At 70.8% G+C, this 19,047-nt stretch carries 15 protein-coding genes and 4 tRNA genes; 8 read left to right on the top strand and 11 right to left on the bottom strand.

What is annotated here, in order from left to right; all coding sequences use genetic code 11:
• From AB0424_RS08930 to AB0424_RS08920, 3 genes are all read right to left on the bottom strand, one after another.
• The coding region (locus AB0424_RS08930) for a DEAD/DEAH box helicase (protein WP_366303316.1) at window positions 1–2,034 on the bottom strand (2,034 nt) is incomplete at its 3' end.
• A 197-nt stretch (window positions 2,035–2,231) separates the two neighbouring features.
• Window positions 2,232–2,867 (bottom strand): hypothetical protein, encoded by a 636-nt coding sequence (locus AB0424_RS08925; RefSeq protein ID WP_366303392.1) that lies wholly within the window; start codon window positions 2,865–2,867, stop codon window positions 2,232–2,234.
• A gap of 107 nt (window positions 2,868–2,974) precedes the next feature.
• Complete coding sequence (locus AB0424_RS08920; protein ID WP_033208941.1) at window positions 2,975–3,325, bottom strand: metallopeptidase family protein; 351 nt, start codon at window positions 3,323–3,325, stop codon at window positions 2,975–2,977.
• 104 nt (window positions 3,326–3,429) lie between these two features.
• Here AB0424_RS08920 and AB0424_RS08915 point away from each other — a divergent pair.
• The 3 genes from AB0424_RS08915 to AB0424_RS08905 all read left to right on the top strand — a co-directional run bounded on the left by AB0424_RS08915 (window position 3,430) and on the right by AB0424_RS08905 (window position 3,711).
• Window positions 3,430–3,502: transfer RNA gene (locus tag AB0424_RS08915), tRNA-Glu, on the top strand.
• 39 nt (window positions 3,503–3,541) lie between these two features.
• Window positions 3,542–3,615: transfer RNA gene (locus AB0424_RS08910), tRNA-Asp, on the top strand.
• A gap of 22 nt (window positions 3,616–3,637) precedes the next feature.
• A tRNA-Phe gene (locus tag AB0424_RS08905) sits at window positions 3,638–3,711 on the top strand.
• Between the two features lie 140 nt (window positions 3,712–3,851).
• On the opposite strand, the gene AB0424_RS08900 is transcribed toward AB0424_RS08905, so the two are convergent.
• Window positions 3,852–4,697 carry a cytochrome c biogenesis CcdA family protein gene (locus AB0424_RS08900; RefSeq protein ID WP_366303314.1) on the bottom strand — a complete coding sequence of 282 codons (846 nt, stop codon included), beginning with the start codon at window positions 4,695–4,697 and terminating at the stop codon, window positions 3,852–3,854.
• Window positions 4,694–5,458 (bottom strand): thioredoxin domain-containing protein, encoded by a 765-nt coding sequence (locus tag AB0424_RS08895; protein WP_366303312.1) that lies wholly within the window; start codon window positions 5,456–5,458, stop codon window positions 4,694–4,696. The genes AB0424_RS08900 and AB0424_RS08895 overlap by 4 nt, the downstream gene beginning before the upstream one ends.
• A 150-nt stretch (window positions 5,459–5,608) precedes the next feature.
• Here AB0424_RS08895 and hrpA point away from each other — a divergent pair, with 150 nt between their 5' ends.
• Both hrpA and AB0424_RS08885 read left to right on the top strand, forming a co-directional pair.
• Entirely contained in the window at window positions 5,609–9,583 is a 3,975-nt protein-coding gene (gene hrpA, locus AB0424_RS08890) for an ATP-dependent RNA helicase HrpA (protein WP_366303310.1), read from the top strand.
• Between the two features lie 88 nt (window positions 9,584–9,671).
• Window positions 9,672–9,745, top strand: a tRNA-Asp gene (locus tag AB0424_RS08885).
• Between the two features lie 626 nt (window positions 9,746–10,371).
• On the opposite strand, the gene bldC is transcribed toward AB0424_RS08885, so the two are convergent.
• Window positions 10,372–10,578, bottom strand: a complete 207-nt coding sequence (gene bldC, locus AB0424_RS08880) for a developmental transcriptional regulator BldC (RefSeq protein WP_003949541.1) — start codon at window positions 10,576–10,578, stop codon at window positions 10,372–10,374.
• A gap of 578 nt (window positions 10,579–11,156) precedes the next feature.
• The gene (locus tag AB0424_RS08875; protein ID WP_366303308.1) at window positions 11,157–12,008 is read right to left on the bottom strand and encodes a hypothetical protein; all 852 of its coding nucleotides are present in this window, start codon (window positions 12,006–12,008) and stop codon (window positions 11,157–11,159) included.
• Between the two features lie 154 nt (window positions 12,009–12,162).
• Between AB0424_RS08875 and AB0424_RS08870 the strand changes: the two genes are divergently transcribed.
• Together AB0424_RS08870 and AB0424_RS08865 are read left to right on the top strand one after the other, a co-directional pair.
• On the top strand, window positions 12,163–13,254 hold the full coding sequence (locus AB0424_RS08870; RefSeq protein WP_366303306.1) for a Glu/Leu/Phe/Val dehydrogenase dimerization domain-containing protein: 1,092 nt from the start codon (window positions 12,163–12,165) through the stop codon (window positions 13,252–13,254).
• Between the two features lie 302 nt (window positions 13,255–13,556).
• On the top strand, window positions 13,557–13,811 hold the full coding sequence (locus AB0424_RS08865) for a DUF3073 domain-containing protein (protein ID WP_366303304.1): 255 nt from the start codon (window positions 13,557–13,559) through the stop codon (window positions 13,809–13,811).
• A 142-nt stretch (window positions 13,812–13,953) separates the two neighbouring features.
• Here AB0424_RS08865 and purM read toward each other — a convergent pair whose 3' ends face one another.
• The 4 genes from purM to AB0424_RS08845 all read right to left on the bottom strand — a co-directional run bounded on the left by purM (window position 13,954) and on the right by AB0424_RS08845 (window position 18,536).
• Window positions 13,954–15,033: a phosphoribosylformylglycinamidine cyclo-ligase gene (gene purM, locus AB0424_RS08860; RefSeq protein ID WP_366303302.1), complete on the bottom strand. Its 1,080-nt coding sequence runs from the start codon at window positions 15,031–15,033 to the stop codon at window positions 13,954–13,956.
• 52 nt (window positions 15,034–15,085) lie between these two features.
• Window positions 15,086–16,612, bottom strand: coding sequence for an amidophosphoribosyltransferase (gene purF / locus AB0424_RS08855; RefSeq protein ID WP_366303300.1), 1,527 nt, complete (start codon window positions 16,610–16,612; stop codon window positions 15,086–15,088).
• Window positions 16,613–16,828: 216 nt separating this feature from the next.
• A complete protein-coding gene (locus AB0424_RS08850) occupies window positions 16,829–17,638 on the bottom strand; it encodes an META domain-containing protein (protein ID WP_366303298.1) in 810 nt (269 codons plus the stop codon).
• A 109-nt stretch (window positions 17,639–17,747) separates the two neighbouring features.
• Window positions 17,748–18,536, bottom strand: a complete 789-nt coding sequence (locus AB0424_RS08845) for a sterol carrier family protein (protein ID WP_366303297.1) — start codon at window positions 18,534–18,536, stop codon at window positions 17,748–17,750.
• A 79-nt stretch (window positions 18,537–18,615) separates the two neighbouring features.
• Here AB0424_RS08845 and AB0424_RS08840 point away from each other — a divergent pair, with 79 nt between their 5' ends.
• Complete coding sequence (locus AB0424_RS08840) at window positions 18,616–19,020, top strand: nuclear transport factor 2 family protein (protein ID WP_366303295.1); 405 nt, start codon at window positions 18,616–18,618, stop codon at window positions 19,018–19,020.
• Window positions 19,021–19,047: the final 27 nt, after the last annotated feature.

Below are 19,047 nucleotides of genomic sequence, written 5' to 3'. Positions count from 1 at the left end.
CGCACGGTTGAAGCCACCCGAGGGGCGGTCGTCGCGACGGAAACCACCGGACGGACGGTCGTTGTCACGGCGGAAGCCACCGGACGGACGGTCGTTGTCACGGCGCTCGAAGGAGCGGCCGCCACGGTCGTCACGGTTGAAGCCACCCGAGGGACGGTCGTCGCGGCGGAAGCCGCCACGGTCGCCACCGCGGTCGTCACGGTTGAAGCCACCCGAGGGGCGGTCGTCGCGACGGAAACCACCGGACGGACGGTCGTTGTCACGGCGGAAGCCACCGGACGGACGGTCGTTGTCGCGACGCTCGAAGGAGCGGCCGCCACGGTCGTCACGGTTGAAGCCGCCGGACGGGCGGTCGTCGCGACGGAAGCCGCCACGGTCGCCACCGCGGTCACGGCGCTCGTAGTTGCCCCGCTCGTCGCGGGCCGGACGCTCCTCGCGGCGCTGCTCCTCGACGCGGGCGGCACGCTCGGCCTCCACGGCGGCGGCGGCGACCTCGGCCTCGGCGGCCTCCGTCACCTCGGCCACGGCGGCCTCGGGGTCCTCGCCGCGCTCGCGGGCGGCACGGGCCACCAGGCGGTCGGCCTCCTCGCGGAGCTCGACGGCACGGCGCTGGAGGCGCTCCAGCTGCTTGGTCAGGTCGACGACCTCGCGCTCGGCCTGCTTGGCCGAGTTGTTCGCGGAGTCGGCCTGGACCTCGGTCAGCGAACGGGCGCCGGTGATCTCGGCGACCTCCGGGTCGAACGCGCCGGCGCCGCCGACGATGTGGCGCGTGGCGTCGACGCCCGCGTCCTCCATCAGACGGAAGATCTGGCGGCGCTGGTGCGGCAGGGCCAGGGAGACCACGACACCGGAGCGGCCGGCGCGGGCGGTACGGCCCGAGCGGTGCAGGTAGTCCTTGTGGTCGCCGGCCGGGTCCACGTTCAGGACCAGGTCGATGCCGTCGACGTGGATGCCTCGGGCGGCGACGTCGGTCGCGACGAGCGCGTTGACGTAGCCGTCCTTGAAGTCGGCCAGGGTGCGCGTACGGGCGCCCTGGGTCATGCCGCCGTGCAGGGCGTCGGCCTTCACACCGGCGTCGCGGAGCTGCTCGGCGATGCGGTCGGCGCCCAGCTGGGTGCGGACGAAGATGATCGTGCGGCCCTTGCGGGCGGCGATCGCCGCGGTGACCGGGGCCTTGTCCTTCGGCTTCACGACGAGGACGTGGTGGGTCATGGTGGTGACGGCACCGGCGGACGGGTCGACCTCGTGCGTGATCGGGTCCACCAGGTAGCGCTTGACCAGGCTGTCGATCTCGTTCTCCAGGGTGGCGGAGAAGAGGAGGCGCTGGCCGCCCACCGGGACCTGGTCGAGCAGCTCGGTGACCTCGGGCAGGAAGCCCAGGTCGGCCATCTGGTCGGCCTCGTCGAGGACGGCGATCTGGACGTTCTCCAGGGAGCAGGCGCCGCGGTTGATGATGTCGCGCAGGCGGCCCGGGGTGGCGACGAGGATGTCGACGCCGCGCTCCAGGGCGTAGATCTGGTTGCCCATGGACGTACCGCCGCAGACGACCTTCATCTTGAGGCCGAGCACGTCGCCGTACGGCTGGAGGGCGTCCGCGACCTGCATCGCGAGCTCACGGGTCGGGGTGAGGATGACGCCGCGGGGCTTCTTCTTCTCGGTGTGGCCGCCGGACAGGGTGGCGAGCAGCGGCAGACCGAAGGAGAGGGTCTTGCCGGAGCCGGTGCGGCCGCGGCCGAGGATGTCCTTGCCGGCCAGGGCGTCCGGGATGGTCGCGGCCTGGATCGGGAAGGGGGTGGTGACGCCGTTCTGCGCGAGCTTGCGGACGACGCCCTCGGGCAGACCGAGGTCGCCGAAGGTGATCGTGGGCTCGGCGGGCTCCTCGGAGCCGGCGTCGATGTCGTCGGCCTCGATGACGTCCGTGTCGGCGTCGACGTCGAGGATCTCCACGATCTCGGCGGTCTCGGAGGCCACGACGGCCTCGACGATCTCGTCGTTCTCGGGCATGACGGCGTGGTCAGAACTGAAAATGGACATGCGAAATGCGAAACCTTCCGGAGTCTCGGCACGCGCCCGTCAACTCCGTGATTTCGCAAATCGACCGCCTCAATGCGGTCCAGCCACGGCTAGGGAGAGTACGCGCCACGCGGCGCTCTTCTGTGTCGGCGCCGGGCAATGGGATCAAGCGATCTACCACCATACGCACTCCCCCCCACCTATGGCAAATCGGACCGTCACACCGGTCCGACCTGCGGCGACGCCATGGGCTCCGTGGGCGCCCCGGAACCGTCCGCCGCCCGCATCGCACCCAGCTGGGTGTCGGTGCCGGACGTCGGCGGGTCGGTGGGGTTGGAGGTCGGCTCCGGGGTCGGCTCGGGCGTCGGGGTCGGCTCGCTCGTCGGCTCCGGGGTCGGCTCGGGCGTCGGAGTCGGTGTGGACCCGCCGCCCCCCGGCCCGCCGGTCCCGCCGCCGGCGCCCCCGACAGCACCGCCGGCCCCGCCACCGGGACCCTGCTGGCCGCCGGTCGGCTGCGGCTTCTGCGTGCCGCCGGGTCCGCCGGGCCCCTCGACCGGCAGCACCACGCCGGCGGAGGGCTTCGCCGTGCCCGAGGGCGAGCCGCTCGGCACCGGGGACTCCGTACCGGCCCCGGCGGCCTCCGGGCCGCTCCGGTCCGGCCGGCCGTTCCACGAGCCGCCGCCCCCGGCCGACCCGCCTCCGCCGCCGTTCGACTCGGCGGCCGCGCCCCGCTTCCCCCCGGATGCGCCGGGCGTCGGCTTCGCCCCCTCGTCGCTGACACTCATACAGCCGCTCAGACCGGCGCAGGCGGCGACGGCCAGCGCGGTGGCGGCCCATCTCACCGGGGTGGGCATTTGCCGCACGGGGGCACCTCCAGGACACAACAGGCAGGGAACGGAACGCGTCACCCTGCCCAACTCCCTTTGCGCCACATGGGACACGCCCGGAGCCCGCCCGAGGCTCAGCCGTAGCCCAGCGCGTGCAGCCGCTCGTCGTCGATGCCGAAGTGGTGGGCGATCTCGTGGACCACGGTGATCTCGGTCTCCGCGACCACGTCCTCGCGCGACTCGCACATCCTCAGCGTCGGCCCCCGGTAGATCGTGATCCGGTCGGGCAGCACTCCGGCGTACCACTCGCCGCGCTCGGTCAGCGGCGTCCCCTCGTACAGACCGAGGAGCTCGGGGTCGTCCGGGGCGGGCTCGTCCTCCACGAACACGGCGACGTTGTCCATCAGCCGCGTCAGCTCGGGCGGGATCCGGTCCAGGGCCTCGGCGACAAGCTCCTCGAACTCCTCGCGCGTCATCTCCAGCACGCGCCCATTCTCCCCCGCCGGGAAACCGTTTTGGCGATAGCGGCCGCCATCCCATATGCTTCAGACGTCCCCGACGCGCTGAGAAGCGCGCAGGTGGGCCCTTAGCCCTCATCGTCTAGTGGCCCAGGACGCCGCCCTTTCAAGGCGGTAGCACGGGTTCGAATCCCGTTGGGGGTACGCATTACCGTGTGCGAGACTAGTGCTCGCACATAGCAAGGTCCTGTGGAGCAGTTGGTTAGCTCGCCACCCTGTCAAGGTGGAGGTCGCGGGTTCAAGTCCCGTCAGGATCGCTGAGGTCAGAAATGCCCTCGTGGCTGGGTAGCTCAGTTGGTACGAGCGATCGCCTGAAAAGCGATAGGTCGCCGGTTCGACCCCGGCCCCAGCCACAGAGAGAAGGCCCCGTTCGCAAGAACGGGGCCTTCGTCGTTCCCGGAACCGGAAGGGGCCGTCCGAGCGGGGCCCCGAAGAGCCGCACGGACCCGAACGGCCGTACGGGGGAGGGGAACCGCACCCCTCCCCCGGCCCGTCACGCCTCCTCGCGCTCCCGCGTCCGGCCCCCGCCGCGACGGCCCCGCAGCGCGAGGACGACCGCCACCACCGCCACGACCGCGACGAGCAGCGCCCCGTCCGGGACCGAACGGCCCAGCGACGCCACCCGCTCCTCCACCGCGAACGAGTCGTCCACCGACAGGAGGCCCGGCAGCGCGGTCGTCCCGTCGAAGACCAGGAAGAGCGTGCCGAGGGCCACGAAGAACAGTCCCGAGAGCACCGACGTGGAGTGCGCCTCGAAGCGCCCGAGCCGGAGCGGCCGGCCCCGCAGCAGGCGCCGCCGGCCCAGGTCGTACCGCTCCCAGAGCAGAGCGAGGACGAACAGCGGGACCGCCATGCCCAGCGCGTACACCGCGAGGAGCAGTCCGCCGTACGCCGGGCTGCCGCTCAGCGCCGCCACCGTCAGGACGCTCCCGAGGATCGGGCCCGCGCAGAAGCCCGCGAGGCCGTAGACGAGGCCCAGCGCGTAGACGGAGAGCGCCGACGTGGGCCGGATGCGGCCGCTCGCCTCGGCGAACCGGCGGGGGGCGAAGCCGCGGCCGAGGACCTGGAGGACGCCGAGCCCGATGATCAGCCAGCCGCCGGCCGTGACGAGCAGTTCCCGGTGGCCGTAGAAGAACCGGCCCGCGAGGGAGCCGGCCGCGCCGAGCGGGACGAGGGTCGTCGCCAGACCCGCGTAGAGGATGCCGGTCCTGGCCACCAGCTTCGCGCGCGTGTCGATCGAGTACGCGAAGAAGGCCGGCAGCAGCAGGGCGCTGCACGGGCTCAGGAGGGCGAGCAGACCGCCGAGGAACGCGGCGAAGTAGCCGATGCCGGCGGTCACGGCCTGCCCTTCGCCGCGGCGCTCTTGGCCGCCGCCTCGATCGCCTCCGTGAACGTCTCCAGCGGCTGGGCACCGGCGATCGGCCGGCCGTTGACCAGGAAGGACGGAGTGGACGTGGCGCCCAGCGCGTACCCCTCCTCCTGGTCCTTGCGGACCGCCTCCCGGGCCGCCGCGCCCTCGGCGTCCTTCGCGAACCGGGCCGCGTCGGGGACGCCCGCCTCCTTCGCGAGGGCGGCGAGCCGTTCCCGGCCGAAGCCCTTCTCCTTGGCGCCCTCGGCGTACGCGGCCTTGTGGAACTCCCAGAACCTGCCCTGCCGCCCGGCCGCCCAGGAGGCGCGGGCCACCGCCTCCGACTCCTCGCCGAAGATCGGGAAGTTCCGCCACTCGATGCGCAGGGTGCCGTTCGCGACGTACCGGCGCACCAGGGCGGGTTCGGTGTCCCGGGCGAACTTCCCGCAGTAGCCGCACTTGAAGTCGGCGTACTCGACGAGCACGACGGGGGCGTCGGCCCGGCCCATGGCCAGCCCGTCGGCGGCGTCCCGGCGGGCGTACGCCTCCAGCTCGGGATGGACGCCGGCGGACGGGTCGGCGGAGACCTCGGCGACGGCGGACGAGCCGGCGGCGCCGGGGGACGAGGGCTTGGTCGCGGTGTAGGAGACGACGCCGAGCAGCACGGCGGCCGCCGCCACGCCGGCGACGATCATGACCGGCCTGGCCTTGGACGGGGACGTGGACGTGGGCCTGGAGGTGGGGTTGGACATGCGAGAACGATAGATACGGCGCCAGAACGGGAGGGAAGGAGGTGAACCCGACACGGCCGGGGACGGACGGTCACGGAACGGCGGCGACCCGGTGGACGGTCGTAAATCGGTTCGCCGCTTCTCGGCCGCAGGTGCGATCCTGGATCCCGTATGTCTACTTCCTTCGCCGCCCTCCAGTCCGTCCTGGCCGAGGTCTCGCTGCGGGACTCCCACCGGCTCGGCCGCCGTCTCGAAGGCGCCCGCCGCATCCGCAAGCCCGAGGCCCGCGCGGCCGTCCTGGACGAGATCGCCGCCGAGGCGGCCAAGGCCAAGGAGCGCGTCGACGGGCGCGCCTCCCGCGTGCCCGCGGTCACGTACCCCGAACAGCTGCCCGTCTCGCAGAAGAAGGACGAGATCCTGGAGGCGATACGCGACCACCAGGTCGTGATCGTCGCCGGTGAGACGGGCTCCGGGAAGACCACCCAGATCCCCAAGATCTGCCTGGAGCTCGGCCGGGGCGTCCGGGGCATGATCGGACACACCCAGCCCCGCCGGATCGCCGCCCGCACGGTCGCCGACCGGGTCGCCGAGGAGCTGCGGACCCCGCTGGGCGAGGCCGTCGGCTGGAAGGTCCGCTTCACCGACCAGGTGAACCCCGACGCGACCTTCGTGAAGCTGATGACCGACGGCATCCTGCTCGCCGAGATCCAGACGGACCGCGAGCTGCGCGCCTACGACACGATCATCATCGACGAGGCCCACGAGCGGTCCCTCAACATCGACTTCCTGCTCGGCTATCTGGCCCAGCTGCTGCCGAAGCGCCCCGACCTCAAGGTCGTGATCACCTCCGCGACCATCGACCCGGAGCGCTTCTCCCGCCACTTCGGCGACGCCCCGATCGTCGAGGTCAGCGGCCGTACGTACCCGGTCGAGGTCCGCTACCGGCCCCTCCTGGAGGAGGACTCCGAGGAGTCCGACCGCGACCAGATCACCGCCATCTGCGACGCCGTCGACGAACTCCAGGCCGAGGGCCCCGGCGACGTCCTGGTCTTCCTCTCCGGCGAGCGCGAGATCCGCGACACCGCCGACGCCCTCCTGAAGCGGCAGCTGCGGAACACCGAGGTCCTCCCGCTCTACGCCCGCCTGTCCCACGCCGAGCAGCACCGCGTCTTCCAGGCCCACTCCGGCCGCCGGATCGTCCTCGCGACGAACGTCGCCGAGACCTCCCTGACCGTCCCCGGCATCAAGTACGTGATCGATCCGGGCACCGCCCGCATCTCCCGCTACTCGCACCGCACCAAGGTCCAGCGCCTGCCGATCGAGCCGGTCAGCCAGGCCAGCGCCAACCAGCGCAAGGGCCGCTGCGGCCGTACGTCCGACGGCATCTGCATCCGGCTGTACTCCGAGGACGACTTCCTCACCCGCCCGGAGTTCACGGACGCCGAGATCCTCCGGACGAACCTGGCCTCCGTCATCCTCCAGATGACCGCCGCCGGCCTCGGCGACATCGAGAAGTTCCCCTTCATCGACCCGCCGGACCACCGCAACATCCGCGACGGCGTCCAGCTCCTCCAGGAGCTCGGTGCGATCGACCCGCTGGAGAAGGACCCGAAGAAGCGGCTCACCCCGCAGGGCCGCAAGCTCTCCCAGCTGCCCGTCGACCCCCGCCTGGCCCGGATGGTCCTGGAGGCCGACAAGAACGGCTGCGTCCGCGAGGTCATGGTCATCGCGGCCGCGCTCTCCATCCAGGACCCGCGCGAGCGGCCCTCGGAGAAGCAGGCGCAGGCCGACCAGCAGCACGCCCGCTTCAAGGACGAGACGAGCGACTTCCTCGCCTTCCTCAACCTGTGGCGCTACGTCCGCGAGCAGCAGAAGGAGCGCGGGTCCAGCTCCTTCCGCCGGATGTGCAAGCAGGAGTACCTGAACTTCCTGCGCATCCGCGAGTGGCAGGACATCTACGCCCAGCTGCGGACGGTCGCCAAGCAGATGGGCATCCACCTCAACGAGGAGGACGCGCCGGAGCAGTCCGTGCACGTCTCGCTCCTCGCCGGCCTGCTCAGCCACGTCGGCCTGAAGGACGTGAAGGAGTCCAAGGACGGGGCGAAGGACGGCGCCCGCCGCGACGGCGGCCGGGGCGAGTACCTCGGCGCGCGGAACGCCAAGTTCGCGATCTTCCCCGGCTCCGCGCTCTTCAAGAAGCCCCCGCGCTTCGTCATGTCCGCGGAGCTGGTGGAGACCTCGCGCCTCTGGGCCCGGGTCAACGCCCGGATCGAGCCCGAGTGGATCGAGCCGCTCGCCCAGCACCTGGTGAAGAAGACGTACAGCGAGCCGCACTGGGAGAAGGACCAGGCGGCCGTGATGGCCTTCGAGAAGGTCACGCTGTACGGCGTCCCGATCGTCGCCGACCGCAAGGTCAACTACGGGCGGATCGACCCGGAGGTCTCCCGGGACCTGTTCATCCGGAACGCGCTGGTCGAGGGCGACTGGCGGACCCACCACAAGTTCTTCGCCGACAACCGCAGGCTCCTCACCGAGGTCGAGGAGCTGGAGCACCGCGCCCGGCGCCGGGACATCCTCGTCGACGACGAGACGCTCTTCGACTTCTACGACAAGCGCGTCCCCGAACACGTCGTCTCCGGAGCCCACTTCGACTCCTGGTGGAAGCACAAGCGCCACGAGGAGCCGGAGTTCCTCGACTTCGAGCGCGAGATGCTCATCAACGAGAAGGCGGGGGCGGTCACCAAGGACGACTACCCCGACTCCTGGCGCCAGGGCCCGCTGAAGTTCCGGGTCACCTACCAGTTCGAGCCGGGCGCGGACGCGGACGGCGTGACCGTCCACGTCCCGCTCCAGGTGCTCAACCAGGTGACGGACGACGGCTTCGAGTGGCAGATCCCGGGCCTGCGCGCGGAGGTCGTCACGGAGCTGATCCGCTCCCTGCCCAAGCCGATCCGCCGCCACTACGTGCCCGCGCCCAACTTCGCGGGCCGCTTCCTGGACGCGGTCGTGCCCGTCCAGGAGCCGCTGACCGGGGCGCTCGCCCGCGAGCTCCAGCGGATGGTCGGCGTCCCGGTGACGGCCGAGGACTTCGACTGGACGAAGGTCCCCGAGCACCTCAAGGTGACCTTCCGGATCGTCGACGAGCGGCGCCGCAAGCTCGCCGAGGACAAGGACCTGGAGACGCTCCGGCTGCAGCTGCGCCCGAAGGCCCGCAAGGCCCTCTCCCAGGCCGCTGCGGCGGCCACGGGCGGCCCGGACGGCTCCGGGCCCTCCCTGGAGCGCACGGGGCTCACGGACTGGACGATCGGCAGTCTCACGAAGGTCTTCGAGGCCCGGCGGGCCGGCCAGCCGGTCAAGGCGTACCCGGCGCTCGTGGACGAGGGCGCGACCGTCGCCGTCCGGCTCTTCGACACGGAGGCCGAGCAGGCACAGGCCATGTGGCGGGGCACCCGGAAGCTGATCATGCTGAACATCCCGGTGAACCCGGCGAAGTTCGCCTCGGACAAGCTCACCAACCAGCAGAAGCTGGCCCTGTCCTCGAACCCGCACGGCTCGATCCAGGCCCTCTTCGACGACTGCGCCACCGCCGCGGCCGACAAGCTGATCGCGGACCACGGAGGCCCGGCCTGGGACGAGGAGTCCTTCCGGAAGCTGTACGACGAGGTCCGCGCGGACCTCGTCGACACGACCGTGCGGACGGTCGGACAGGTCCAGCAGATCCTGGCGGCCTGGCAGGCGTGCGAGCGCCGGCTGAAGTCGACGAACAGCCTGGCCCTGATCGACAACCTCTCCGACGTGCGGGCACAGCTGGCCTGGCTGATGCCGGCCGGCTTCGTCACCCGGACGGGCCTCAAGCGGCTCCCCGACCTGATGCGCTATCTGGTGGCGGTGGACCGGCGGCTCCAGCAGATGCCGACCGGCGTCCAGCGGGACACCACCCGGATGGAGAAGGTCCGGGAGATGCAGGACGAGTACGCCTGGCTGCTCGAACAGCTCCCGAAGGGCCGCCCGGTGCCGACTGAGGTCACGGACATCCGCTGGATGATCGAGGAGCTGCGGGTGAGCTACTTCGCCCACGCGCTGGGGACCGCGTACCCGATCTCGGACAAGCGGATCGTGAAGGCGATCGACGCGGCGGCGCCCTGACGGGAGCCGCGTCCGGCGGCGAGTTCGACCGGACCGCTGACCTGCTGTACAGTCGTCCTCGCAGCCGCCGAACAGGGGCTGCGAGCAAGGTCCTGTGGAGCAGTTGGTTAGCTCGCCACCCTGTCAAGGTGGAGGTCGCGGGTTCAAGTCCCGTCAGGATCGCTTCCACGAAGGCCCGCATCATTCGATGCGGGCCTTCGTCGTGTGCGGCGCCGCGTCCCCGATCCCGGGACCCCGGCCTCGCGTTCCCGAGCCCGGGTTCCTACAGCCGCTCTCCGGCACCCGGGCTCCACCGCCCGGCCTTCCGCGTCCGCCGGGCTCGTACGGCCCGCTGGCGGCCCCGTCCGGCCCGGACGGCTCACGGGAGCCACGACCCGCCCCGCGCGCCCCTGAGAGGCGCTGCGGCCCGGCGATCCGCGCCGCGGGCGGTGGAGGACGAAAGTCCCACCGACCCATGACCAACGGCGGGTTGGCCCCGATCCCGGAGGTGGCAGGCTGTTCCTTGGCAAGACTTCACCAGTGTGACGGGTGTCACTGAAAGAGTTTCAGAAACCGCTTCACTTACACCCTCCCTACACCAGCCCGATTTAATATGTGCAATTGCACCACCCGTCGACGAGTGGCGCCGGACACAAAAAAGATCGCGCCGGACCCGGCGGAGTCCAGCGCGATCGTTGACGGAGACCTGTTGGGGCAGGAGCCCGTCGGCAGTACTAGGGGTGGGCGACCGGATAGGGGGATCCGGCAGTGCCCGGTGCTACAGGGTGCTGCGGGGTGTTGAGCGAGCCTCAGGCTTCGCTGCGCTGCTGCGGAATGCCCGCCAGCAGTGCGCGAACCTCGGCCTCGCGGTAACGGCGGTGCCCACCCAGCGTGCGGATGGACGTGAGCTTGCCCGCCTTCGCCCAACGGGTCACCGTCTTCGGGTCGACACGGAACATCGTGGCAACCTCGGCAGGGGTCAGCAGCGGCTCGGCATCAGGGGTGCGAGCGGTCATGAGCGGCCTCCTCGGGAGAACCGAACCATCTCGGTTCTTTCCTCTAAATTCTGCACCTTGACCCGCGTTGCCCGAAATGGCAGAAGCGGGCCGAGTCGGTTATAGGACGAACGGCTTGTCCTCGGCACTACAACTACACCATCCGTCCAGCCACGTCGGCCAAACCGATGGAATTGCCCTCGCAGGTGTTCATCAGCGGCGGAAGTCGATGGACCATGCCATAACGGACAGTCACGCCACTGTGACGATCAGTCACAGGGCGATCAGGAGTCCTCAGACCCCCCATAGAGTGCAATGCTGAGCGTTCCGCCCATACTTGGGCGGAAGGAACCCTCCCCGGACTCCTTGTCCTATTTTGGCACGAGGGTGGGTGTTGGACGCAAGGGTGCGGTTAGTGCTGTCCGTCACGCTTGAGCCAAAGGCCCGGATCGGGACCAACGTCCTCCCACCTCACATGCCGAAGGACCCGGCCGCCGGCACATGCCAACGGAGCCACTCCGTCCGGAAGTGTTGAAGATCATTTACACCGGCCGGACATGTCTTGTCGATACCGACCTGACGAAGATGCCCGACTGATGTCAGTTCGCGAAGCGCAGGTCCCTGACGGCCCGCCACCGCTCGGCGAGCCGCCCGTACGCCTCGCTCGCCGCCTCGCCGTCGCCGGCCCTGAGCGCGGCGAGCCCCTCCGCCAGCTGCGCCGCCGACCGGTCGCCGGCCAGCCACTCCTCGCCGACCAGGTGCACCAGACCGCCGAAGTCCAGCTCCACCAGCGCCCGCGGGTGGAACTCCTCCAGCCATCGCCCCACGTCGATCAGACCCTCCGTCATGGGGCCGTCGTCCACCGACTCGCGCAGCGCCCGCAGCGCCCGCGCGAGCCGCCGGCGCGCCTGCGCCATCGTCGTCCGGTAGCGCAGCACCGGCTCCCGGCCGGCGGCCGCGTCCCCCGGCTCGTACTGCCGGTCCTCGTCGCCGAAGAGCGCGAACCAGCGCAGCGGCACGTGCCACAGCCCGGTCCGGATCCACGGCCGCGCGTCCGGGTGCCGCTCCAGCCACCGCTCGTGATCGCTCACCGCCTGCGCCTGCACCACCGGCGGCAGCATCGCGTCGAGCACCGCCGCCGGATACCCCTCCGCCACCAGCTCCCGCAGCGCCAGCCAGCCCCGCAGCCGGGTCCGCCACGGGCAGACCACGACCACGCCGTCCAGATGGGCGACGAACGCCTCGCCGCTCTCGTGCACCGGCACCGGCACCGGAGGCGTCGGCAGCAGGTCGGCCAGCGACCGCCGCAGCTCCTCCTGGGCCCCGGGGGTCCGCGGGCGGCGGGCGTACCGGGCCCAGTGGGTCCGCTCCGGCTCGGGGAACGCGGCCAGCGGCTCGTACACCCGCAGATAGGACGCGTAGGGAACGGGGACCGTGGGGGCGACCGACATGTCGCGAATCCTTCCACGGAGGTACTCCGGGAGGGGGTGATCCTGAGCACTGCGGCCGATCTACGCCCAGGTAGGACTTACTCTCGTGCCGAACTGGTCCTCCCCCACCCACAGGGAGGCCGAAACCGCCGCTTCGTACTTGGGAGTCACCACCGTGACCGATGTGACCGGCGTTCCTGTCGACGTACTGAACACTCTGTTCCACTCGGAGCAGGGTGGCCACGAGCAAGTCGTCCTCTGCCAGGACCGCGCATCCGGCCTCAAGGCCGTCATCGCCCTCCACTCCACCGCCCTGGGCCCCGCCCTCGGCGGCACCCGTTTCTACCCGTACGCCACCGAGGCCGAGGCGATCGCCGACGCGCTCAACCTCTCCCGCGGCATGTCGTACAAGAACGCCATGGCCGGTCTCGACCACGGCGGCGGCAAGGCCGTCATCATCGGCGACCCGGAGAAGATCAAGACCGAGGAGCTGCTGCTCGCCTACGGGCGCATGGTGGCCTCCCTCGCCGGCCGGTACGTCACGGCCTGCGACGTCGGCACCTACGTCGCCGACATGGACGTCGTCGCCCGCGAGAACAAGTGGACCACCGGCCGCTCCCCCGAGAACGGCGGCGCCGGCGACTCCTCCGTCCTCACCGCCTACGGCGTCTTCCAGGGCATGCGCGCCTCCGCGCAGACCCTGTGGGGCGACCCGACGCTGCGCGGCCGCAAGGTCGGCGTCGCCGGCGTCGGCAAGGTCGGCCACTACCTCGTCGAGCACCTCCTGGAGGACGGCGCCGAGGTCGTGATCACCGATGTGCGCGAGGAGTCGGTGCGCCGGATCACCGACAAGCACCCGCAGGTCACCGTGGTCGCCGACACCGACGAGCTGATCCGCGTCGAGGGCCTCGACATCTACGCGCCCTGCGCGCTGGGCGGCGCACTGAACGGCGACACCGTGCCGTTCCTCACCGCGAGCATCGTCTGCGGCGCGGCCAACAACCAGCTCGCCCACCCCGGCATCGAGAAGGACCTCGTGGAGCGCGGGATCCTCTACGCGCCCGACTACGTGGTCAACGCCGGCGGCGTGATCCAGGTGGCCGACGAGCTGCACGGCTTCGACTTCGACCGCTGCAAGGCGAAGGCCACGAAGATCTTCGACACCACCCTGGAGATCTTCGCACGTGCGAAGGCCGACGGCATTCCGCCGGCCGCGGCGTCCGACCGGATCGCCGAGCAGCGGATGGCGGAGGCCCGCCGCCGCTGAACCGGGGCGCCGCCACGGGCGGCGCCGCGCCCGGGGCCGGCCCGTCGCCGGGGAGACTTCACTCACTCCCCTCGGCGGGTCGGCCCTCCAGAAGAGGTTAAAATCGCGATTGACCAGCGAGGAAAGGGCACCTCGAAGGTTCTGTACCGGGGTATGTGATGCGCGCGGCGTACCGTAGACCCGCAGAAACAGGTACCGTTGAAGCCCTACGGACCGGTCTCTCTGTCGAGAGTCCGTTCCGAATCATGAACGCGTGTCAAGACTCTGGGGCCACCGAGCCCCGTCACCGAGGGGGTCGAGCCATGGGGCGCGGCCGGGCAAAGGCCAAGCAGACCAAGGTCGCCCGCCAGCTGAAGTACAGCAGCGGCGGGACGGACCTGACGCGTCTGGCCAATGAGCTGGGCGCATCGACTTCGAGCCAGCCGCCGAATGGCGAGCCGTTCGAGGACGACGACGAGGAAGACGACCCGTACTCCCAGTACGCGGATCTCTACAACACGGACGACGAGGACGAGGACGACGAGTCCGGTCCTGCTGCGTCGCCGCGTCGCGCTTGACCTTCTGAATCACCGAAACCCGGTCCGGGCTCTCCCGGCCGGGTTTCCGTGCTGTCCGCACCCGGTGCGCCGGGCCGGCGGCCCGCACCACGCGAACGGGGCGCCCCTCAGGAGCGCCCCGTCACGTCGTGCCGTGTCCGACCTACCGGGCGTAGTCCCCGACCAGCTCGGCGCCGGTGGTGTGCGCCCCGCGCTCGGTGATCTCGCCCGCGACCCAGGACTCGACCCCGCGGTCGGCCAGCGTCGTCAGCGCCGCGTCCACGGACTCCGCCGGGACGACGGCCATCATGCCGACGCCCATGTTCAGCGTCTTCTCCAGCTCCAGGCGCTCCACCTGACCGGCCTTGCCGACCAGGTCGAAGATCGCGCCCGGGGTCCAGGTCGAACGGTCGACCGTGGCGTGCAGGCCGTCCGGGATCACCCGGGCCAGGTTGGCCGCGAGGCCGCCGCCCGTGATGTGGCTGTACGCGTGGACGTCCGTGGTCCGGGTGAGGGCCAGGCAGTCCAGCGAGTAGATCTTCGTAGGCTCCAGGAGCTCCTCGCCGAGGGTCCGGCCGAGCTCCTCCACCTGCTGGTCGAGGGTCATGCCGGCGCGGTCGAAGACCACGTGCCTCACGAGCGAGTACCCGTTGGAGTGAAGACCGGACGAGGCCATGGCGATGACCGCGTCCCCCGAACGGATGCGGTCGGCGCCGAGCAGCCGGTCGTACTCCACGACACCCGTGCCGGCGCCGGCGACGTCGAAGTCGTCCGGGCCGAGGAGGCCCGGGTGCTCCGCCGTCTCGCCGCCGACGAGGGCGCAGCCCGCCAGGACACAGCCCTCGGCGATGCCCTTCACGATGGCGGCGACCCGCTCGGGGTGGACCTTGCCGACGCAGATGTAGTCGGTCATGAAGAGCGGCTCGGCACCGCAGACGACGATGTCGTCCATGACCATCGCGACCAGGTCGTGGCCGATCGTGTCGTACACGCCCATCTGGCGGGCGATGTCGACCTTGGTGCCGACGCCGTCGGTCGCCGAGGCGAGGAGCGGACGCTCGTAGCGCTTGAGGGCGGAGGCGTCGAAGAGGCCGGCGAAACCGCCGAGGCCGCCGAGGACCTCGGGGCGCTGCGTCTTCTTCACCCACTCCTTCATCAGCTCGACGGCGCGGTCGCCCGCCTCGATGTCGACGCCCGCGGACGCGTAGCTGGCGCCGCCTGCGGCACTGGGGGTCTGAGACATGGGTTCAGAACTTTCGTGTCGTGACTGCTCGCACGGCGGCTGCAGCGGGGTCTTACGGGCGACGCAGGGCGTCGGAGGCCGCGGTGGCGGCCGGGCCGGCGGCCAGCTCGGTCTCCAGCAGCTGCTTGCCCAGCAGCTCCGGGTCCGGAAGCTCCATGGGGTACTCGCCGTCGAAGCAGGCACGGCAGAGATTGGGCTTCTGGATGGTGGTCGCCTCGATCATCCCGTCGATGGAGATGTACGAGAGCGAGTCCGCGCCCAGCGACTTGCCGATCTCCTCGATCGACATGCCGTTGGCGATCAGCTCCGCGCGGGTCGCGAAGTCGATGCCGAAGAAGCAGGGCCACTTCACCGGCGGCGAGGAGATCCGGATGTGGATCTCGGCCGCGCCGGCCTCGCGGAGCATCTTGACCAGGGCGCGCTGGGTGTTGCCGCGGACGATCGAGTCGTCGACGACCACCAGGCGCTTGCCCTTGATGACGTCCTTGAGGGGGTTCAGCTTCAGCCGGATGCCGAGCTGGCGGATGGTCTGCGAGGGCTGGATGAAGGTGCGCCCGACGTAGGCGTTCTTCACCAGGCCGGCGCCGAAGGGGATCCCCGACGCCTCGGCGTATCCGATGGCGGCCGGGGTGCCCGACTCCGGAGTCGCTATCACCAGGTCGGCCTCGACCGGCGCCTCCTTGGCGAGGCGGCGGCCCATCTCCACGCGGGAGAGGTAGACGTTCCGGCCGGCGATGTCCGTGTCCGGGCGAGCCAGGTACACGTACTCGAAGACACAGCCCTTGGGCTTCGCTTCCGCGAATCGCGAGGTGCGGATGCCGTTCTCGTCGATCGCGATCATCTCGCCCGGCTCGACCTCGCGGACGTAGCTGGCACCGCAGATGTCGAGAGCGGCGGACTCGGAGGCGACCACCCAGCCGCGCTCCAGACGACCGAGGACCAGCGGGCGGATGCCCTGCGGGTCACGGGCCGCGTAGAGCGTGTGCTCGTCCATGAAGACGAGGGAGAAGGCACCCCGGACGTCGGGGAGGATCTTCGCGGCCGCCTGCTCGATGGTGAGCGGCGTGCCGTCCTCGTCGACCTGCGCGGCGAGGAGCGCCGTCAGGAGGTCGGTGTCGTTGGTGGCCGCCACACGAGTGGTCCGGCCTTCCTTCTTGGGAAGGTCGGCGACCATCTCGGCGAGCTGCGCCGTGTTCACCAGGTTTCCGTTGTGGCCGAGCGCGATCGAGCCGTGGGCGGTTGCCCTGAACGTCGGCTGCGCGTTCTCCCACACGGATGCCCCGGTGGTCGAGTAGCGGGCGTGACCGACCGCGATATGACCTTGGAGGGAACCGAGAGAGGTCTCGTCGAAGACCTGGGACACGAGGCCCATGTCCTTGAAGACGAGGATCTGGGAGCCGTTGCTGACCGCGATTCCCGCGGATTCCTGGCCCCGATGCTGGAGGGCGTAGAGCCCGAAGTACGTGAGCTTTGCGACCTCTTCACCCGGAGCCCAGACGCCGAAGACGCCGCAAGCGTCCTGGGGGCCCTTCTCGCCGGGAAGCAGATCGTGATTGAGTCGACCGTCACCACGTGGCACGTTCCCGAGTGTAGACGGGCTCGACCACTGGTCCGAATTGAGGAAAAGCAGGACCCTCCCCACTCGTGCGATCGCACGAAATGATCATCTTTGGCCTGGAGGGGCCTACGAAGCAGGCGCGCGAAGGGATTCCGCCTCCGGGCCCCCGACGAGCGGACGCTCGTACCAGGCCCGGAGCACCCTCGCGATGTGACGGAGTTCGCAGTCACCGCCCCCTCAGGAGGTGGCCGCCGTCGCCGTGAACCCCTCACCCGAGGCGTCCGTGAGGGTCAGCGTTCGGTGGTTCAGCCGATACGTCAGCGGGCCGTCGAGGAGCGCGTACAGCTTCGTCTCCAGCTCCATCTGCGGGCCGGTGCACATCATGCGGGTCGTCGCCGCCGGACCCTCGACCGTGAGCGTCCGGTCGTCGACCCGGGCCTTCGCCGAGAAGTTGTTGCACCCCAGGTTCCCGGACATCCGGCCGTCCGCGCCCAGCACCAGCCGCGCCTTGCCCTCGCCCCCCGCCGGCAGCGAGGCCGTGCTCGTCCCGGAGACCAGCCCGTCGATCTTCCAGGTCGTGCCGCGCAGCTCGGCCGGCGGCTCCGCCGTCAGCTCCAGGCCCTTGCGGCCGTCGGACGACTCCAGGCGCAGGGTGTCGTCCTTCGTCGTCGCCTCCAGCCGGCCCGAGAGGGCCTTCAGGAGCTCCTGCTCGAAGCGCTGCCGGTCGGCGGCGCACCCCATCTCGGTGACCTCCTGCGGCGTGACGGTGACCCCGCCGCCCTGCACCACGACGGCGGCGCCGAACGTGTTGCAGCCGGTGTTCCCCCGGGCCCGGCCGTCCTTCCCGAAGTCGAGACGCGCACCGTCGGGCGCGGCGGACCTGCGGCCGTCGACCGTGACGGCGTCCACCGTCCAGGAGGTGCCGGCCACCGGCACGTCCGGACGGACGGTGTCCGCGCCGGAGCCGGAGCCCGCCCCTCCTTCCGTACCGCAGGCGGGGAGCAGCAGAAGAGGGACCAGGACGACGAGTGCGCGTGTCTTCGGCATGCAGGTCTGACGGGCCGCCCCGCCGAACGGTTCCGGAGGGGCGTCGTCCCCCCAGGAGGTGACCTGACGATCAGGCCGAGCCGACAACCCCCAGGAGGTGCCCTGACGATCAGGCCATCACGGGCAGCAGGGCGCCGAGGTCCGCCCGTTCGCCGCTCGCGCTCACCCGGGCCGCGTCCAGCTCCGCCGCCCACTCCGCCCGGCCCGTCGCGAGCCTGACCCACGTCAGCGGGTCCGTCTCGACCACGTTGGGCGGGGTGCCCCGTGTGTGACGCGGGCCCTCCACGCACTGCACCACCGCGTACGGCGGGATCCGGACCTCCACCGCCCCGCCGGGCGCCTTCGCCGCGAGCGCGTCGGCGAGCAGCCGCGTACAGGCGGCCAGGGCCTGGCGGTCGTACGGGATGCCGGCGCCCGTCGCCGCGTTCAGGTCGTCGGTGTGCACGACCAGTTCGACGGTCCGGGTGACGACGAAGTCCGCGAGGGTCATGGCGCCGAAACTCACGGGCAGGAGACGCTCGTCGTCGGCGTCCGCCATCGCCCGCCCGTAGTCGTCCGCCACGCGCGCGTAGAGCCCCGGCAGGTCGGAGGCGTCGATGCCGCGGGTGTGCTCGTCGATCCGCCCCGCGCCCCCCTCCGTCACCGACGGCCAGTCGAGCAGCGCGAGCCGGTCCTTCCCCCGCTCCGGGGCCTCCATGAGCAGCGGCACCGAGTCGACCATCCACGCGACGTGCGCCGCCAGATCCCTCACCGTCCACTCCCCCAGCCGCGTCGGCCCGTCGAGCTGTTCGGGCGAGAGCTTCTCCACCGCCGTGCGGACGTGCGCGAACTGCGCGAGCACGGCGGCCCTGGTCCTGGCGGAGTCGTAACTACGGTTGCGCTTCTTGGCCGGTGGCATGGGGGCGAGGGTAGTCGGAGACTGGAGGGGGAGGCCCGTCCGCAGCACACCCATCCGTACGGAGAGGGGCCGATCGGCCATGACCGAGCACCCTGACGCAGCCTTGGTCCGACGGGGATTCGACGCATGGACCAAGGGAGACATGGAGACCGTCGGCACCCTGATGACGGCGGACTGTACGCATCACTCGCCCGGCGAGAGCCAGATATCCGGGCACTACAAGGGCCGGGACAACGTCCTCGCCATGTACAGGAAGATGTTCGAGCTCACCGGCGGCAAGATGCGCGTCGAGCTGGACTCCATCACCGTCGACGGACGCGGCCACGCCGTGGCCTCCAACAAGTTCTACGCCGAACGCGGTGACCGCGGCATCGAGATGAAGGGTGCGCTCGTCTTCACCATCATGGGCGGCAAGATCTCCGACATCGACGAGTGCGTCGAGGACATCGCCCAGTCCGACGCCTTCTGGGATACGGCCGGCTGAATGCGCACAGCCCCCGCCCGGGAAGGG

It is taken from the genome of Streptomyces sp. NPDC051180 (assembly GCF_040689545.1).
Taxonomy (GTDB): domain Bacteria; phylum Actinomycetota; class Actinomycetes; order Streptomycetales; family Streptomycetaceae; genus Streptomyces.
The sequence above is the reverse complement of the archived record's forward strand: the minus strand, read 5'-3'. Positions and strand labels throughout refer to the sequence as shown.

What these genes read in the sequence shown, in the direction of transcription:
- AB0424_RS08925 (WP_366303392.1), bottom strand. Translation starts at nt 2,867, where the DNA reads ATGCCCACCCCGGTGAGATGGGCCGCCACCGCGCTGGCCGTCGCCGCC.
- AB0424_RS08895 (WP_366303312.1), bottom strand. Translation starts at nt 5,458, where the DNA reads ATGTCCAACCCCACCTCCAGGCCCACGTCCACGTCCCCGTCCAAGGCC.
- hrpA (WP_366303310.1), top strand. Translation starts at nt 5,609, where the DNA reads ATGTCTACTTCCTTCGCCGCCCTCCAGTCCGTCCTGGCCGAGGTCTCG.
- bldC (WP_003949541.1), bottom strand. Translation starts at nt 10,578, where the DNA reads ATGACCGCTCGCACCCCTGATGCCGAGCCGCTGCTGACCCCTGCCGAG.
- AB0424_RS08875 (WP_366303308.1), bottom strand. Translation starts at nt 12,008, where the DNA reads ATGTCGGTCGCCCCCACGGTCCCCGTTCCCTACGCGTCCTATCTGCGG.
- AB0424_RS08865 (WP_366303304.1), top strand. Translation starts at nt 13,557, where the DNA reads ATGGGGCGCGGCCGGGCAAAGGCCAAGCAGACCAAGGTCGCCCGCCAG.
- purM (WP_366303302.1), bottom strand. Translation starts at nt 15,033, where the DNA reads ATGTCTCAGACCCCCAGTGCCGCAGGCGGCGCCAGCTACGCGTCCGCG.
- AB0424_RS08850 (WP_366303298.1), bottom strand. Translation starts at nt 17,638, where the DNA reads ATGCCGAAGACACGCGCACTCGTCGTCCTGGTCCCTCTTCTGCTGCTC.
- AB0424_RS08845 (WP_366303297.1), bottom strand. Translation starts at nt 18,536, where the DNA reads ATGCCACCGGCCAAGAAGCGCAACCGTAGTTACGACTCCGCCAGGACC.
- AB0424_RS08840 (WP_366303295.1), top strand. Translation starts at nt 18,616, where the DNA reads ATGACCGAGCACCCTGACGCAGCCTTGGTCCGACGGGGATTCGACGCA.